The sequence below is a fragment of the Mesorhizobium sp. B2-4-15 genome, from assembly GCF_006658505.1.
Lineage (GTDB): Bacteria > Pseudomonadota > Alphaproteobacteria > Rhizobiales > Rhizobiaceae > Mesorhizobium.
In genome coordinates this window covers 148,611-163,709 of record NZ_VFUZ01000012.1, presented here as the reverse complement: position 1 = coordinate 163,709, position 15,099 = coordinate 148,611, and the positions used below count along the sequence as shown (strand labels likewise).

Sequence of the window (15,099 nt, the reverse complement as noted above, 5' to 3'; positions counted from 1 at the left end):
GCCGTTCAGCCGACGGGCGCGCCGCGAAATACAGCCACCGCAGCCGCCACGATTTCCGCATTGTCCTTAGCCGTCCTGCCGTCGGCGAGCGTCTTGCCGTCCTCCAGCCCGACGCGCGTCGACCAGCGCTTCCGGCGCGCAAGCTCGACGAACGGCCAGACCGTGGCATCGGCGCCATGCAGCAGGATCGGCCGCCGCACTTCGGCGCGCTCGAGCACGGCCGCGATGGCGTGTGCTTCGGCGAGCGCCGCCGCCAGGTCCTGCATGTCGATCTCGATCAGGATGCGCAGCACCCGGCTGTGGCCCGCAAGCGCCACAAACCGTTCCGCATCGATTGTCGTGGCAAGCCCCGCCTCGATACCGACACCGCGTTGGCGCAACAGCTCCATCACGGCCGGCGCGTCGGCCTCCGACAGATTGACCGAGGCATAATCGGGCAGTTCGCGCCAGCCGGCGATCGCTTCGCGGGTGCGCGCGACGTCGTTCTCGATCCAGGCGCCGGTCGACACACCTATAAGCGTGCCGGGACAGGCGCCGCGCACCGCAAGAACCGTCGCGTCGACGGCGGCCAGGCTTTCGCGCCCGTCGCCGCCGCGCGGATGGATGTGCAGTTCGGCCGCACCGGCGGCAACGCAGGCCGCGGCGTCGCTGGCCATCGCCCGCGCCGTCAGCGGCAGCGCCGGATGGAAGTCACGCGGACGCGCGCCGTTGATGCAGGCCTGGACGATCATGGGCACCACCTCGGGCAGCAAGAGCCGCAGTCTAGCCGTGCATGAAGCGGTCGCAAAGAGTCGGGCAATGTCACTCCTGACAGCTTACCGCCGAAGCTGCCGTGCCCTCCCAAAGCGCTCCCGCATTTGAATAAAAACCGTCTGTGGATATTTACCCCGCGTTCCACCAGTTGGGGCAAGGTATATTAGGGCGAGGTAATGGAGGAACCATTGACCAGCGATTTTCCGGCCGCCCGTATCCATCTCGAACGCGCCTACCACTATCTGCGCGGCAATGACGGGACGAGCCGCTCGGCATGCGAGGCCCTCGACCTGCTGATCGAGATGGTGGCTGAAGCCCAGCACAAGCGGCCCGAGGCTGGCGTGCTGGAGTTACCGCAAACGACCGTGCGGCAACCCTTACGATCATGACGCCTTGCGGACGGGCGCTCCGCTTGCCGGCCTGGTCGCGCGGATAACGATCTGCTCCAGCGGTTCAGGCCGGTGCAGCAGGAACCCCTGGCCGAAATCGACCCCCATGGCCTGCAGGACGTCGAGCGTCTCCGGTTGCTCGATCTTCTCGGCCACGACGCCGCAGCCGACGCTGCGGGCAATGCCCGCTATGGCCGAGACGATCTCGCGGTCGAAGCGGCTCTCGGCGATATGCTCGATGAAGGAGCCGTCGATCTTGATGGCATCGACCGGAAAACGCCTGAGATACTCGAACGAGCTCATGCCGGCGCCGAAATCGTCGAGGCTGACCCGGCATCGCCGCTCGCGCGCCTTGCGCACGAACGCCTCGGCGGCGTCGAAATTGGTGACGGCCGCGGTTTCGGTGATCTCGAAGCCGATGCCGGAATGCGGCGCCCCTGTTTCCTCGATGATGCTGTCGACGAAGTCCCACAGACCGGGGTCGCTCAGCGTCTGCGCCGACAGGTTGAAGCCGAGCGTGATCGCGCCGGACTTCATCGCCGCGCCATGCAGCGAGAGCGCCGTGCGGATGATCCAGCGATCGAGCCTTGCGGCAATGCCGAAGCGCTCGGCCGCCGGGATGAACTCACTGGGCGGGATGAGCTTGCCGCCGCGCCCGGCCAGCCGCGCCAGCACCTCGACGTGGCGGCTTTCCTGCCAGGGCCGGCCCAGCCGGTGGATCTCCTGGCCGAACAGTTTCAGCCGGCCGTCATCCATGGCGTCGACCGTGTCGGCGGCGAGCCGCGCCGCGTTGAGGCCGCCCGAGGCCGCCTCGGCCGAAAACACCGCGAAGCGATCGCGCCCCGCGGCCTTGGCCGCGTAGCAAGCGTCGTCGGCGCAGGCCAGCGCGTCGGCCACCGTGGTGGCCCGATCGTCGACGATGGCAATGCCGATGCTTGCCGCGAGCCGCCGCGAGGTCGCGGCAAGACCGAGATCGGCGCCGCGCACGGCCGCCAGGATGGCGACGGCCAATGGTTCGGCTTGCGCCGCGTCGCAATTGGGCACCAGCAAGGCAAACTCGTCGCCGCCGAGCCGCGCCGCATGCGCCGAGGGCGGCAAGCAGCGGCCAATACCCGCCGCGACGCTCTTCAGCGCCAGATCACCAGCCGCGTGGCCGGCGAAGTCGTTGAGCGCCTTGAAGTAGTCGAGATCGACATAAAACACCGCCAGCGGCACGCCCGAGGCGATGTTGTCGGCGAGCAGCCTGTCGAAGGCGGCGCGGTTCCACAGGCCGGTCAGCGCGTCGTGACGGGCGGCGAAGGCAAGCTCCTGTTCGCGCAGCTTGTCCTCGGTGATGTCGCGCACCGTGCCGAGGATCTGGCCGGCGGCACCCGCGACGGCAATGAACCGCACCAGCGATTCGATATGACGGATCTCACCGTCGCGCCTGATGATGCGGTATTGATTGGCGATGACGCCGTCCGTTTCGACCGGTGCCCGGTGGGCGCGCTCGGTGGCTTCCTTGTCGTCGGGGTGCAGATAGCTGTGCCAGAGGGCGCCCGGCACCTCGTCGGTATCGGCGACAAGGCCGAATATGTCCCTGGTGCGGGCGTCCCAATAGCTCTTGTTGGTAGCGATGTCGAAGTGCCAGATGCCAGTGCCGCTGGCGGCGAGCGCCAGGCGGAAGCGCACATTGACCTGTTCGAGCGCGGCTTCGGCCGCTTTCTGCTTCGAGATGTCGGTCTGCACGCCCATCAGCCGCAGCGGCTGCCCGTCCGCGCCGCGCTCGACGATGCCGCCGCGGTCGAGCACCCACACCCAATGGCCCTGCTTGTGCTTCAGCCTGAGTTCGGTCTCGATGGCATCGGTCAGCCCGGCAATATGGCGGTCGCCGCTGGCCAGCGCCCGCTCGCGGTCGTCGGGATGGGTGAGTTGCAGCCACAGGTCGCTGGTGTTGGCCAGTTCGCCCTCGTCATAGCCGAGCATGCGCGCCCAGGTCGCCGAATAGAAGCAGTCGCCGGCGCGAAGATCCCAGTCCCAGACGCCAAGATCGGCGCGCTCCAGCGCCTTGGCCCAGAATAGTCCGTTGCGATTTTTCTTGCCCTGACGCGCCATGTCCTGCTTCGTCCGCCCCCACCATCGGACAATCTGCCGCGGAACCAGAGAAGAAAGCGTTACTCGGCCTCGCGGGAGATGGAAATGGGCGCCTTGCCCTCCGCCGGCCGCCGCCATCGGCTTTCGATTGGCGGGCAAGAACCGGAGTTTTGCGGATCCGGGATGCTCCTATCGCTTGTCCCGGGTCGTCGGCCAAGCCCGCCGATCCCAGCCAAGCAACAAAGAGGACCCTCGCAATGACCAAACAGGAAGACAACAAGGCGGTCGTCGTCCGCTGGTTCACCGACTTCTGGGGTGAAACCTGCGATCTCTCCGTCGTCGACGACATCGCGGCACCCGACATGCTGCTCAAATATTCCTTGCATGAGCCGCGCCGGGGCCGCGACGACATCAAGGCCTTCATGACCGATTTCCGCGCCGCCTTCCCGGACCTGAACTTCTGGGCGACCGCCGATCTCATCGCCGAGGGCGATTATGTCGTCGGCCAGTGGGAGGGCGGCGGTACGCATACCGGCCCGGCCTTCGGCGATTTCCTCGCCGGCTCGCTGCCCGCCGCCACCGGCCGCGCCATGCGTTTCACCGGCACCACCGTGCTGAAGGTGATCGACGGCAGGATCGTCGAGGAAATCGGCCTCGACGACGGCGTCGCCGCCCTCACCCAACTCGGCCTCATCAAGCCCGCCTGATCGATGGGGCCATCGCCTTCGCGGCGGTGGCCCGCCTTCCCGGGTGAAGCGGACGCGGCGCATCTTGGTCAACAAATCCTTGCAAACAAACAAGGCATTATAAAATATAATATTTTGACGATTTACTTCGAGCGAAGTGTAAGAAACCGGTAATACATGGTATGCAGAATAATGATCGGGTGTTTAAGCGGCTGGCGGGATGTCTTTCGATGAGCGTGCAGACCGGGCGGAGGGGCGAGGATCGTCGCTCCGGTGTCCTTCTCCTTGGCCTGGATATCGCGGCAACCAGCAGCGGCTGGCTGTTGACGGCCTTGTGTCTGGCCTATGTTCTGACGGCGCTTTGCCTTCATCCGGATCAGTACCTGCGGCTGTCGGAATCCTACGCCAGACCGTTCGTCTTCTTCCTGCCCATGCTTCTTGCGGCGGGCCTCGGGCTGCTGGCCTTGACATTTTCCAGGCACAACCCGACCCGGTTCATGCTCGACACGCTCAGGCAGCGTTGGCAGGCTGCCACGCCCGTGGTCGTCCTGTTCTTTCTCGGCATCACCGCCTTCACCACCTTGAAGGTGACGATCCCGCAGGTCATTCCATTCTATGCGGACCGCATGCTGGCGGAGCTGGATTTCCGGCTGCACGGCACGGATCCCTGGGCATGGGCGCACAGCGTCGTTCCCGAACCGGTTTCGGCCATCATTTACGCCGCCTACGGCTATGGCTGGCTCGTGCAGTGGTTCGGCACCTTGCTGTTCGTCGCCTTCTGGAACAGCCCGGTCAGGCGTCTGCGTTATCTCTGGGCGTTCGCGCTGACCATCACCCTGTGCGGCACGGTGCTGGCGACTGTTTTGTCGTCGACAGGTCCCATATTCTATGACGAGTTCTATGGTGGTGATCGGTTTGCCGGGTTGCAAATCGCCCTGGCGGGGGATGCCCACGCCGCATCGGTCCATGCCTATGCCAATTACCTGCTTCAAACCTACGAAAGCGGCCGTCCGGAACTGGGCGGCGGCATCTCCGCCATGCCGAGCATGCATGTCGCCATTGCCACGCTCAACGCCTTCTTCCTCAGCGGTTTCGGCCGCCGCTGGGCCGTCGCCGGCTGGTGCTTTGCGGCACTCATCCTGTTCGGCTCGGTCTACACCGGCTGGCATTATGCCGTGGATGGCTATCTCTCGATCCTGGTCGTGTCCATGCTCTGGTACCTGACCGGCCGTTTCATTCTGCCGCAAGTGAACCAGGACAGGCTGGAGATAGGACTGCCGGTTCCCGATCCTGCGCCACAATGACCGGGCGCCGCTGACATCGCCGGGCAGCGAAGCACGCCGTGCTTCACAAGCATCGATGATGCCGAGACGACCGCCGGAAGCTCGGACAACGGCCAGGCGGCATTGGCGCCGCCCGGCCCTGCCGGCTTACTGGCTTGGCGCCATCGCGTGTTCGCACGACACTTTCGGGTTCATGTCGGCAAAGGTGCCGGTCGGGTTGCCTTTCCAGGCCCAGACATGCAGTTCGTAGAATTCACCCAGGCCATAGCGGTTGGGCGCGCTGTTGAAGTTGAACAGCTGTCCCTCCAGCGACGCCGGCCCCTTGGAGGTGATGTATTCGACAGCCACCAGCTTCAGCGTGCCGTCGGCCATCGGCTCGTACATCACCGCTTCGGGACGGGCGATGTCGATCTTGTCGTCCTTCAGGTATTGGCCGTTGACGTAGTGGATGCCCATGGCGCCGCCGGCGATGCCGTTGGCGCAGGGAATGGGCGCGTAGCCTTCGGCCGTAGCCGCCCTGACGTCGAGAAACCGGCTGTTCGCGGCCCGCACCTTCTCGGCCAGCGGATTGGGGCCGGACGCGGCTTCAGCGGCCTCCTGATGCGCCTGCGCGATGCCGGTGCAGGCGCACAGCACGGCCGCGGCCATGAAGAGCCTGTTGCGAAAGTTCATTGTCATGCTCATTCCATTCTTCTTGAAAATGCACAGCGGGCCGGCCTCCGGAAATACGGAGGTCCGACAGGCAAGCGCTGTGGCTGTTGTTGCTTGGTGATCCCGGATAGGATGCAAGAAATACCGGGAAGGATCATCCCTTCGGCAGATACGGGATCGTTCCGGCCAGATCGGTGTTGTCGATCAGCTGGAAGCGGCTGTCGCTGCCGTCCTGACGCGCCGAGACGAAGGGCGCATAGGCAGGATCGTTGGCGAAGGCACGCGCCGCCGCTTCCGACGGGAAGGCCATCAGCGCGATCAGCGTGGTGTCGAGCGGCTTGCCTTCAAGCGTCTTCACATTGCCGCTGCGCGACAGATATCTGCCGCCATGCTTGTGGACGAGGTCGTGCACCGAGGCGGCGTAGGCCGGCACCCACTTCGGGTCCTTCACCTTGATGTCTGCAATGACGTATGCGGTCATGATTAGTCTCCTGGTTGCGGCGCACAGGGGATCCCGTGCAACCGGCCAAAGGGCTCGCATGACGGGGCCCGTGCCAACCAGTCCGCGATCTGTACCGGCCAGTACAGTTTCCGTACTGGCTGCTTCGTTTATGAAAGCCTAATGTTCCGCCCAGGCTTGAGGGAGGACGTCAACCATGGCTCAGCACGGATACAAGCAGTTCTGCCCCTTATCGATGGCCGCCGAGGTGCTGTGCACCCGCTGGACGATGGTGCTGATGCGCGAGCTCGTGGCCGGTTCCACCCGTTTCAACGATCTGCGCCGCGGCGTCCCCAAAATGTCGCCAACCCTTCTGTCGCAACGGCTGAAGGAGCTTGAACTCGCCGGCATCGTCGAGCGCAAGGAGGTCCAGGGCGAGAAGGGAATTTTCGATTATCGGCTGACCGAAGCCGGCCGGGATTTGCGTCCCGTCGTCGAGGCAATGGGCTTCTGGGGACAGAAATGGGTGGAGTCCCGGCTGTCGCTCAAGAACCTCGATCCGTCGCTGCTGATGTGGGACATGCGGCGCAACCTGAACCCCTCGCCGCTGCCCGAGGGGCGCACGGTGATACAATTCCTGTATCAGGAACTCCCGGCATCCAAACGCTCGTGGTGGCTGATCGTCGAGAAGCATGGGGAGGTCGATCTGTGCTGGTACGATCCGGGTTTCGAGGTCGACCTCTATGTCTCCACGGACCTGCACACGATGACGGCGATCTGGATGGGGCTGCTCACCGTCGAGAAGGCCGGCGCGAAGGTTGCCCTGACCGGCGACCAGGCGATCGGCAGGAAAATGCAGGCCTGGCTCGGGCTAAGCCCGTTCGCGGTGGAGCCCAAGCGGGCGGCATAGGCGGCGAAAAACCAAAGAATATTTGCCGTTGCCCTGTCGATCTGGGACGGCTTAGGCGCGCTTTCTGTGCAGCACCTCAGATCGGGTAGTGCTTATGCTCATAAGCCTCGATCAGGATTGCGAGAACATCGAAGCGGTCACCATCGAGAGAGCTCACCTCCGGCACGTTCTCGAAATACCTGGTTATTTCGGCGATTGCCCACTCGTAATCGGCTTGGGTCTTAATGGGTCGAATATTTTCCACCACACCTTCTCGGCATCAATCTCGTCATAAGGGGATTTTCCAAATCGGGAAAAACAGGCGCGAGTCCTCCCGACACTTGGCAGGAAACGGGTGGCGAGACCTGCTTTTGGCGGCTTCAATGGCGCCATGTTCATCACGCTTCAAAGAGAGCTGAAATCCGCGCCGCTGCCGGTGGCCGAAGATCCGCGCTGGGCGCGCGTCGTGGCGCGCGACAAATCGGCCGACGGAGACTTCTGGTATTCCGTGGCGACCACCGGCGTCTATTGCCGGCCCTCGTGTCCATCGCGGCGCGCCAACCCCAGGAATGTGCAGCTGCACGACACGCTGGCTCAGGCCAAGGCGACCGGTTTTCGCCCCTGCCGCCGCTGCAACCCGGATGGCCCGTCGATCGATGCCGGCAACGCCGCGATGATCGCCAAGGCCTGCCGTATGATCGAGGACAGCGAGGAAGAACCCTCGCTTGACCAGCTGGCGGTAGCGGCCGGCCGCAGCCCCGGCTACTTCCATCGCGTCTTCAGGGCGATCACCGGACTGACGCCGAAGGACTATGCCGCCGCGCACCGTGCCGCCCGGGTCCGCCAAAGCCTGGAGGACGGCGTCAGCGTGACAACCGCGATCTACGATGCCGGTTTCAATTCGAGCGGGCGTTTCTACGAGAAATCGACCGGCATGCTCGGCATGACGCCGACGCGCTACCGTGCCGGCGGCGCCAACGAAGACATACGCTTCGCCGTCGGCGAATCCTCGCTCGGCGCCATCCTGGTCGCGTCGAGCCAAAAGGGCGTCGCCGCGATCCTGCTCGGCGACGACCCCGACGCTCTGGTGCGCGACCTGCAGAACCGTTTCCCCAAGGCACGGCTGATCGGCGGCGACCGTGACTACGAGGCGCTGGTCGCCCGCGTCGTCGGTTTCGTCGAGGCACCGAGGCTCGGTCTCCATCTGCCGCTCGACGTGCGCGGCACCGCCTTCCAGCAGCGCGTCTGGCGGGCCTTGCGGGATATCCCGGTCGGCGGCACCGTCTCCTACGCCGAGATGGCACAGCGCATCGGTGCGCCGAAAGCGACCCGTGCCATCGCGGCCGCCTGCGCCGCCAACGCGCATGCCATAGCCATTCCTTGCCATCGCGTGATCCGCAAGGACGGCGCCCTGTCAGGCTATGCCTGGGGCGCCGAGCGCAAACGCGCGCTGCTTGAGCGGGAGGCCGGCGGCTCGGCGAAGGCAGCCGACAACGCCCGCCGGCTTTCGCGGGGCTGACGACCGGCGATGCGCACGATGGCAAGGTCTTCCACCGCCGGTGCGAACATCCAGCCTCCCGGCGGCGCTGCCGTTGGCCGCGAGGACGCGAAATCACAGGTGTTGGCCGCCATCGGCGAGCTTGTCGATGCCGGCAAGGCCGAGTTCCGCCACGGGCCGAAAGGCGAGACCGAATTGCGGCTGCTGTCAGGCGAGGTTTTCGTGCTCGGCGAAGTCGCCGTCACGCGTGTCGCGTGAATGCACTCACCACTCGTCCTCAGACCCCGAGATTCGAATTTGAAAGCAAGCATCGGAGTGAGGGACGCAAAGCAGATGTCTAGGGTCAGCCACACAGAAGGAGTGAAGGCAATGAACCTCATGCAAACCAACGTGCCGGCGGCACGCTTTAACGCCGCCACCCTCGACACCGTCATCTATGCCATCGGCCAATGCGCGATCGGCAGGATCCTGGCGGCGCGCAGCCCCGTCGGCGTCTGCGCCATCCTGATCGGCTCCGACACCGAAATCTTGGAGCAGGACCTTGCCGACCGCTTCCCCGGCAGGATGCTGGCCGAGGACGGAGCCGCCCTGCGCGACGATCTCGCGGCAATAGCGCGCTTCGTCGAGACGCCGGCCGCCGGCCTCGACCTGCCGCTCGACATGCGCCACGGCACGCCTTTCCAGCAAAGGGTGTGGGAGGTGCTGCGCACCATCCCGTGCGGCGCCACCATCACCTATACGGCCCTTGCCAGGCGTCTCGGCCTGCCCGATGGTGCCCGCGCCGTGGCGACGGCTTGTGCCGCCAACGCGATCGCGCTCGGCATTCCCTGCCACCGCGTCCTGCGCGCCGACGGCACGCTGTCCGGCTACCGCTGGGGCATCGAGCGCAAGCGCGCTTTGCTCGACAGGGAGGCCGCGACATGAACGCCCACGCCAAGGTTGCCACAGCCGCGGTCGAAGCGGCGCAGACACGCATCGCCGGCTACGACTGGTCGGCCTTGGCCGCCGAACTCGACGGCTTCGGCTGCGCGGTGATGCAAAAGCTGCTGTCTCCGCAGGAGTGCCGGCAGATCGCCGGCCTCTATCCGCAGGAAGAACATTTCCGCAGCCACATCCACATGGCCAGGCACGGTTTCGGCAAGGGCGAATACCGCTACTTCCGCTATCCCCTGCCCGACTTGCTCGGCGGCCTCCGCAGCGCGCTCTATCCAAGGCTGGCCGAAGTCGCCAACCGGTGGAACGAGCGCATGGGGATCGCCATGCGCTATCCCGCGACGCATGCCGAGTTTCTCGACCAGTGCCATGCCGCCGGACAGGTCAGGCCGACGCCGCTTCTGCTGCAATATGTGCCTGGCGACTTCAATTGCCTGCACCAGGACCTCTACGGCGATCTTGCCTTTCCGCTGCAGGTCGCGATCCTGCTTTCGGAGCCGGGCAAGGATTTCACCGGCGGCGAGTTCGCGCTGACCGAGCAGCGGCCGCGCATGCAGAGCCGGGTCGAGGTGGTGCCGTTGCGGCAGGGCGACGCCGTCGCCTTCGCCGTCCACAACCGGCCGGTGCAGGGGACCAAGGGCAATTACCGCGTCAATCTGCGCCACGGCGTCAGCCGCTTGCGCTCAGGCATGCGCCACACGGTCGGCATCATTTTTCATGATGCCAAGTGAGTGCTGGCTCACGCCTCCCAATAGGGCGGATCGCCAAAGATATCGCGCAGCCAGGCGATGAGCGCGCGCAGTTTGGCGGACCCGCGCCGGTCCTCGGGACAGGCGATGTAGATGGTGGCTCCTTCCGGCTCGGCACCGACATCGACGACAGCCAGTCGGTTGTCGGCAAGCTCCGCCTGGATGAAGTATGCGGGAAGCAGCGCCAGGCCGAGGCCGGCAAGCGCGGCATCGCGCATCAAAATCCCATTGTTGACGCGCAGCGCGGTTTCCGGGCGGATCGTCACCAGCCGCCGCGAAATCTTGAACCGCCAGTCGGCGGCACCCCGGATGGAATAGATGATGCCCTTGTGGCGTTTCAGGGCCTCGATCGTCCCGGGCCGCCCGAACCGCTCGAGATAGCCCGGCGAAGCCACCAGGAAGCGGCGGCTGGAAGCCAGTTTCTTGACGATGACAGGTCCGTCCTCGACGACCGGCCCGTGACGCAAAATGGCGTCATAGCCATCGGCCACTATGCTGACGAAGCGGTCATCGAGATCGAGCGTCAGTTCGATCCCCGGATGCTTGGCCAGGAAGCCATACAGCGCCGGGCCGAGATGCAGGATGCCGAAACTGGTCGGCGCCGCTATCCTGAGCGGCCCGGCAAGTTCGCCGCGGCGCTCCGCGATTTCGGCGCTGGCATCGGCCACCTCCTGCATGATGCGCTTGGCGCGTTCGTAGAAACTGCGCCCTGCCTCGGTGATGGACAATTTGCGCGTCGTGCGATCGAGCAGCTTCGTGCCGAGGCTGCGCTCAAGTTCCGACAACCGCTCGCTGATGACCGATTTCGACAGCGCCATGCGCCGGGCCGCTTCGGTGATCGAACCGGATTCCGCGACGGCGACAAAGGCGGCGGCGGATTCGAGCTTCAGCATTGTTCGGCTTTCCCGAATTCACAATCAGGCGACCGTCGCCTAACGAAATCAAGGACATGGTGTCATAGTTGGCGAGGCCGCGATATGGCGGCCCCAAACAAAATCTCGGCGGGAGTATGGTATGTTTCGTCCTTTGGTCATCGTCCTTGGTCTGTTGGCAATGAGCGTTCCAGCTTCGGCCCGCGTGGTCCCCTTTCCGGCCGGTTTCAAGACGCAGACGATCGAGACCAACGGCACCAGCCTGCATGTGCGGGTTGGCGGAAAAGGCCCGGCGGTCGTGCTGCTGCACGGCTTTGCCGATACGGGAGACATGTGGGGAGCGGCAGCGATAAAGTTGATGAAAGACCACACGGTGATCGTGCCCGACCTGCGCGGCATGGGCCTTTCGGCGCATCCCGACGGCGGCTATACCAAGAAAAACCAGGCGGTCGACATCGCCGGCGTGATGGATGCGCTGAAGATCGACAAGGCCGATCTGGTGACGCACGACATCGGCAACATGGTCGGCTATGCGCTGGCCGCGCAATATCCGAAGCGCATCACCAAATGGGTCGTCATCGACGCACCACTGCCGGGCATTGGCGACTGGGACAAGATCAAGCAGAGCCCGCTTCTGTGGCATTTCAACTTCCGCGGCCCCGACATGGAACGGCTGGTCAAGGGCCGCGAGCGCATCTATCTCGACCGCTTCTACAACGAACTGTCGGCCGACCCGAAGAAGATCGACGAGGCGACGCGCGTCCACTACGCGAAGCTCTATGCCCGGCCGCACGCCATGCATGACGCGTTCGAACAGTTCAAGGCATTCGACCAGGACGCCATCGACAACCAGGCGATGCTGGCCGGCGGCGGCAAGCTGGCCATGCCGGTGCTGGCGGCCGGCGCCGAGAAATCGGCCGGCACGAGCCAGGCCGACATTCTGCGCTTCGTCGCCAGCGATGTGACTGGAGCCACCGTACCCGCCTCCGGCCATTGGATCATGGAGGAAAACCCCGACGCCACCGTCAAGCTGATCACGGATTTCCTCGCCAGGTAACAACCTCGCGGAGCGGCCATTCCGGGCTTTGCCGAAACCGATCTTGTAAAAGACAGACCAGACGGGGCTGATTGGCGCTGCCTCCGGTTACTTAGCCGGCGCATAGCGGCTGACCACCATGCCGCAGGCATAGGCCTTCGAGCCGAGCAGCCGCAGCTTCCCGAAACCGCCCTGGTCGAAGATGCGGCGGCCCGCGCCCAGCACGGCCGGGTTGACGAACAGCTGGAACTCGTCGACCAGCCCGGCCGCGATCAGCGAGGAAGCAAAACCGGCGCCGCCGAAGACGGCGATGTCGCCTCCCTCGCCGGCCTTCAGCGCCGCGACCTCACGCGGCAGGTCGCCGCTCACCACCGTCGTGCGTTCCCATCGCGAGACATTGAGCCTGTCGCTCGGCACCACCTTGTGCGCCTCGACGATGCGCCGGGCGAAGGCGTAGAACGGATCGGCCGGATATTTCCGCGCCGCATTGCCCCAATGGGTGAGATAGCCCTCCTCGGCCATCTTTCGGCTGAGCAGGATGGTGTCGATGCCGGCGAACACGGCGTTGAAGTCCCGCTTCAGCTGGGCGTCCCAGCCATTGTCGTCGCCCCATTCCCAGAGCTGCCAGTCATGGTCCTCATTGGCGCCAACGAAACCGTCGACCGATATCTGCATCTGAAGGATCAGCTTTTTCATGTCTGGAGGTGCTCCTCGTCTCAATCGCCAAAATGATTTACTTCTGGAACCATTGACGCGAAACCAAAATGATGTCAATAGTAAATTGATTTAGAAATGGAACCATAGACATGTCGACGCGCGAAAGATCCGGCTGCCCGATCAACCTGTCGCTCGAACTGCTCGGCGACCGCTGGACGCTGCTCATCATCCGCGACCTGGTCTTCGCCGGGAAAAAGCATTTTCGCGAGTTCCTGCAATCCGATGAAGGCATTTCCTCGCGTACGCTGGCCGAGCGGCTGCAGACGCTGCAGGACGAAGGCATCCTCACCCGCAGCGACGACCCGACCCACGGGCTGAAGGCGATCTACCGGCTGACCGAGGCCGGTATCGACCTGTTGCCGGTGCTGGCCACGCTCGGCGCCTGGGGCAGCAAGCACCGCAAGGCCGACGATGATCTCGCCCGCATCGCCGACGAACTGGCCGCCGGCGGCGATGCGGCGCTGGAACGGATCAAGGCAGCGCTGCGGGCGGAGCATGCTGGATAGGGGCGCGTGGCGGGCCTTCCGTCCAGGTGATCGGTTTAATTTTAACATTTCGTAAAACAATACGTAGAAACCCCTGCTGTAGTACCTGGTACTAATCTGACGAGGGGCGCTGTCGTGTTGAAAGACTTCTGGGCTTCGGAGCGCGGCAATTTCGCGCTGACCACGGTGATCGCGATGCTGCCGCTGATGCTTGGCGTGGCCGGCGCGATCGATCTGGTGGGCACGAGCGACGACGCCGACCACTTGCAGAACTCGCTGGACGCGGCGGGGCTCGCCATCGGGACAAAGTATTATGCCGGCATGGCGGCTGGCGACATACAGCAACTCGGCCAGAACTTCTTCACGGCCAATATGCGCGCCGCCGACCAGCAGGAATATTCGGGAAGCGTCGCTGCCCTCACGGCAGCAGCCAGCGGTAACCCCAGCGCCTACTACATTTCGCTTTCATCCAGCATCAGCCGCCCGAGCTTCATCAGCGCCCTGCCTAACTGGCAAGCCTCGCGCTCCACCTCGGTAAAGATCGTGCCCGGTGCGCAGGCCTGCGTACTTGCGCTCGATCCTCACGCATCCGCCGCGGTCAACCTGCAAGGCTCGACCAACGTCGCGATGAACCATTGCGTGATCGCCGCCAACTCGGACGCGGCCGTTTCCGTCAACAGAGGCGGATCTGCGCTGGTGAGCGCCAGCTGCGTTTCGACCGTTGGCGGCACTTCCGGCCTCTTGCCGCCCAACGCCAGCTTGAGTTGCGGCAATCCGCTCGAACGTCAGTATGCGTCGTTTGACCCGCTGGCTAACGTCACCCCTCCCCCCTACACGCTTTGCCAGACGGCACCCAACGGCAAATCCATCACCCTTTCGCCCGGCACCTATTGCGACAAGACATGGTCGGGAAACATCACGCTCAACCCCGGCGTCTACATACTGCGTGGGGTCACCATAAAGCCCGGCGGAAATGGCAGCCTCGCCGGCCAGGGCGTGACGATATTCCTGATGGAAGGCGCGCAGATCTACATCAACGCAAACGAACAGGTGACCCTCTCGCCTCCCACCAGCGGCACCTATGCCGGCATCACCATATTCCAGGATCGCGGCAATACATCGCCGCTGACACTGAATGGCGGGGCCGGCTCGGTGATCAGCGGCTTCATCTACGCGCCGGACGCGCCGATATTCTACGCGGGCAACTCGGATATGAATTCCCAGGGCGATTGCATCCGGCTCGTCGGCGATACCGTGCAGATGACAGGAAATTCGGCCGTGCAGTCGGATTGCGCGGCGGCGCTCGGAAATCGCGAAATGTATGCGGGCCGCCTAATCACGCTCGTCAAGTGAGCCGAGAGAGCTTGCCGCCGGCGGCAAGCCGTCTCTGGAAACGATCAAGACGGCGTTGCGGGCTGGGCATATTGGTTAGGCGGCGGCTCTCTTCCAGGTTCAGGCTAAGCAGCTTTCCTTTCGAAGTCAGAGCCGCCCCTCGCCTGCCTGCCGGCATCCTCTCCGGTAGAGTGACGGGGAGAGGGCCACGCTCATCGCCGATGTCGCCAATCCGCGGGATGCTTTCAACAAACCCGTTCCTTGCTTGACAATGATCCCTTTTTGTTCTTCATTCGTTCGCATCTATCAGCAAC

17 protein-coding genes are annotated in these 15,099 nt (G+C 64.3%); 11 read left to right on the top strand and 6 right to left on the bottom strand.

From position 1 onward, the window contains the following. Positions 1-5: 5 nt before the first annotated feature. Positions 6-731: a 3-keto-5-aminohexanoate cleavage protein gene (locus tag FJ930_RS16510; RefSeq protein WP_141839087.1), complete on the bottom strand. Its 726-nt coding sequence runs from the start codon at positions 729-731 to the stop codon at positions 6-8. Between the two features lie 210 nt (positions 732-941). Between FJ930_RS16510 and FJ930_RS16505 the strand changes: the two genes are divergently transcribed. Beyond that, complete coding sequence (locus FJ930_RS16505) at positions 942-1,142, top strand: hypothetical protein (protein WP_181176332.1); 201 nt, start codon at positions 942-944, stop codon at positions 1,140-1,142. On the opposite strand, the gene FJ930_RS16500 is transcribed toward FJ930_RS16505, so the two are convergent. After that, complete coding sequence (locus tag FJ930_RS16500; RefSeq protein ID WP_141839085.1) at positions 1,137-3,236, bottom strand: EAL domain-containing protein; 2,100 nt, start codon at positions 3,234-3,236, stop codon at positions 1,137-1,139. The two genes, FJ930_RS16505 and FJ930_RS16500, sit on opposite strands and share 6 nt — an antisense overlap. Before the next feature lie 236 nt (positions 3,237-3,472). On the opposite strand from FJ930_RS16500, the gene FJ930_RS16495 reads away from it, so the two are divergent. After that, the gene (locus tag FJ930_RS16495) at positions 3,473-3,922 is read left to right on the top strand and encodes an ester cyclase (RefSeq protein ID WP_140612927.1); all 450 of its coding nucleotides are present in this window, start codon (positions 3,473-3,475) and stop codon (positions 3,920-3,922) included. 209 nt (positions 3,923-4,131) lie between these two features. Then, positions 4,132-5,205 carry a phosphatase PAP2 family protein gene (locus tag FJ930_RS16490; protein ID WP_141839083.1) on the top strand — a complete coding sequence of 358 codons (1,074 nt, stop codon included), beginning with the start codon at positions 4,132-4,134 and terminating at the stop codon, positions 5,203-5,205. Positions 5,206-5,331: 126 nt separating this feature from the next. Here FJ930_RS16490 and FJ930_RS16485 read toward each other — a convergent pair whose 3' ends face one another. Both FJ930_RS16485 and FJ930_RS16480 read right to left on the bottom strand, forming a co-directional pair. Further along, entirely contained in the window at positions 5,332-5,868 is a 537-nt protein-coding gene (locus FJ930_RS16485; protein ID WP_181763394.1) for a hypothetical protein, read from the bottom strand. A 121-nt stretch (positions 5,869-5,989) separates the two neighbouring features. Continuing rightward, a complete protein-coding gene (locus tag FJ930_RS16480; RefSeq protein WP_140612929.1) occupies positions 5,990-6,316 on the bottom strand; it encodes a DUF1330 domain-containing protein in 327 nt (108 codons plus the stop codon). Positions 6,317-6,491: 175 nt separating this feature from the next. Here FJ930_RS16480 and FJ930_RS16475 point away from each other — a divergent pair, with 175 nt between their 5' ends. The 5 genes from FJ930_RS16475 to FJ930_RS16450 all read left to right on the top strand — a co-directional run bounded on the left by FJ930_RS16475 (position 6,492) and on the right by FJ930_RS16450 (position 10,325). Continuing rightward, positions 6,492-7,184, top strand: coding sequence for a helix-turn-helix domain-containing protein (locus tag FJ930_RS16475; protein ID WP_141839080.1), 693 nt, complete (start codon positions 6,492-6,494; stop codon positions 7,182-7,184). 370 nt (positions 7,185-7,554) lie between these two features. Continuing rightward, the gene (ada, locus tag FJ930_RS16465) at positions 7,555-8,682 is read left to right on the top strand and encodes a bifunctional DNA-binding transcriptional regulator/O6-methylguanine-DNA methyltransferase Ada (RefSeq protein ID WP_181763400.1); all 1,128 of its coding nucleotides are present in this window, start codon (positions 7,555-7,557) and stop codon (positions 8,680-8,682) included. An 18-nt stretch (positions 8,683-8,700) separates the two neighbouring features. Then, positions 8,701-8,919: a hypothetical protein gene (locus tag FJ930_RS16460; RefSeq protein WP_246676938.1), complete on the top strand. Its 219-nt coding sequence runs from the start codon at positions 8,701-8,703 to the stop codon at positions 8,917-8,919. 111 nt (positions 8,920-9,030) lie between these two features. Beyond that, on the top strand, positions 9,031-9,585 hold the full coding sequence (locus FJ930_RS16455; protein WP_141839072.1) for a methylated-DNA--[protein]-cysteine S-methyltransferase: 555 nt from the start codon (positions 9,031-9,033) through the stop codon (positions 9,583-9,585). Next, positions 9,582-10,325, top strand: coding sequence for a 2OG-Fe(II) oxygenase (locus tag FJ930_RS16450; RefSeq protein WP_141839070.1), 744 nt, complete (start codon positions 9,582-9,584; stop codon positions 10,323-10,325). The genes FJ930_RS16455 and FJ930_RS16450 overlap by 4 nt, the downstream gene beginning before the upstream one ends. Before the next feature lie 8 nt (positions 10,326-10,333). Here the strand turns inward: FJ930_RS16450 and FJ930_RS16445 are convergent, their stop codons facing one another. Then, positions 10,334-11,236, bottom strand: coding sequence for a LysR family transcriptional regulator (locus FJ930_RS16445; RefSeq protein WP_141839067.1), 903 nt, complete (start codon positions 11,234-11,236; stop codon positions 10,334-10,336). A gap of 121 nt (positions 11,237-11,357) precedes the next feature. On the opposite strand from FJ930_RS16445, the gene FJ930_RS16440 reads away from it, so the two are divergent. Continuing rightward, on the top strand, positions 11,358-12,272 hold the full coding sequence (locus tag FJ930_RS16440) for an alpha/beta hydrolase (protein WP_141839066.1): 915 nt from the start codon (positions 11,358-11,360) through the stop codon (positions 12,270-12,272). A gap of 87 nt (positions 12,273-12,359) precedes the next feature. On the opposite strand, the gene FJ930_RS16435 is transcribed toward FJ930_RS16440, so the two are convergent. Continuing rightward, positions 12,360-12,947, bottom strand: a complete 588-nt coding sequence (locus FJ930_RS16435) for a dihydrofolate reductase family protein (RefSeq protein WP_141839063.1) — start codon at positions 12,945-12,947, stop codon at positions 12,360-12,362. Between the two features lie 110 nt (positions 12,948-13,057). Here FJ930_RS16435 and FJ930_RS16430 point away from each other — a divergent pair, with 110 nt between their 5' ends. Next, the gene (locus FJ930_RS16430) at positions 13,058-13,474 is read left to right on the top strand and encodes a helix-turn-helix domain-containing protein (RefSeq protein ID WP_140766998.1); all 417 of its coding nucleotides are present in this window, start codon (positions 13,058-13,060) and stop codon (positions 13,472-13,474) included. Between the two features lie 114 nt (positions 13,475-13,588). Then, positions 13,589-14,806 carry a pilus assembly protein TadG-related protein gene (locus tag FJ930_RS16425; RefSeq protein ID WP_348642728.1) on the top strand — a complete coding sequence of 406 codons (1,218 nt, stop codon included), beginning with the start codon at positions 13,589-13,591 and terminating at the stop codon, positions 14,804-14,806. The last annotated feature ends 293 nt before the right edge of the window (positions 14,807-15,099 follow it).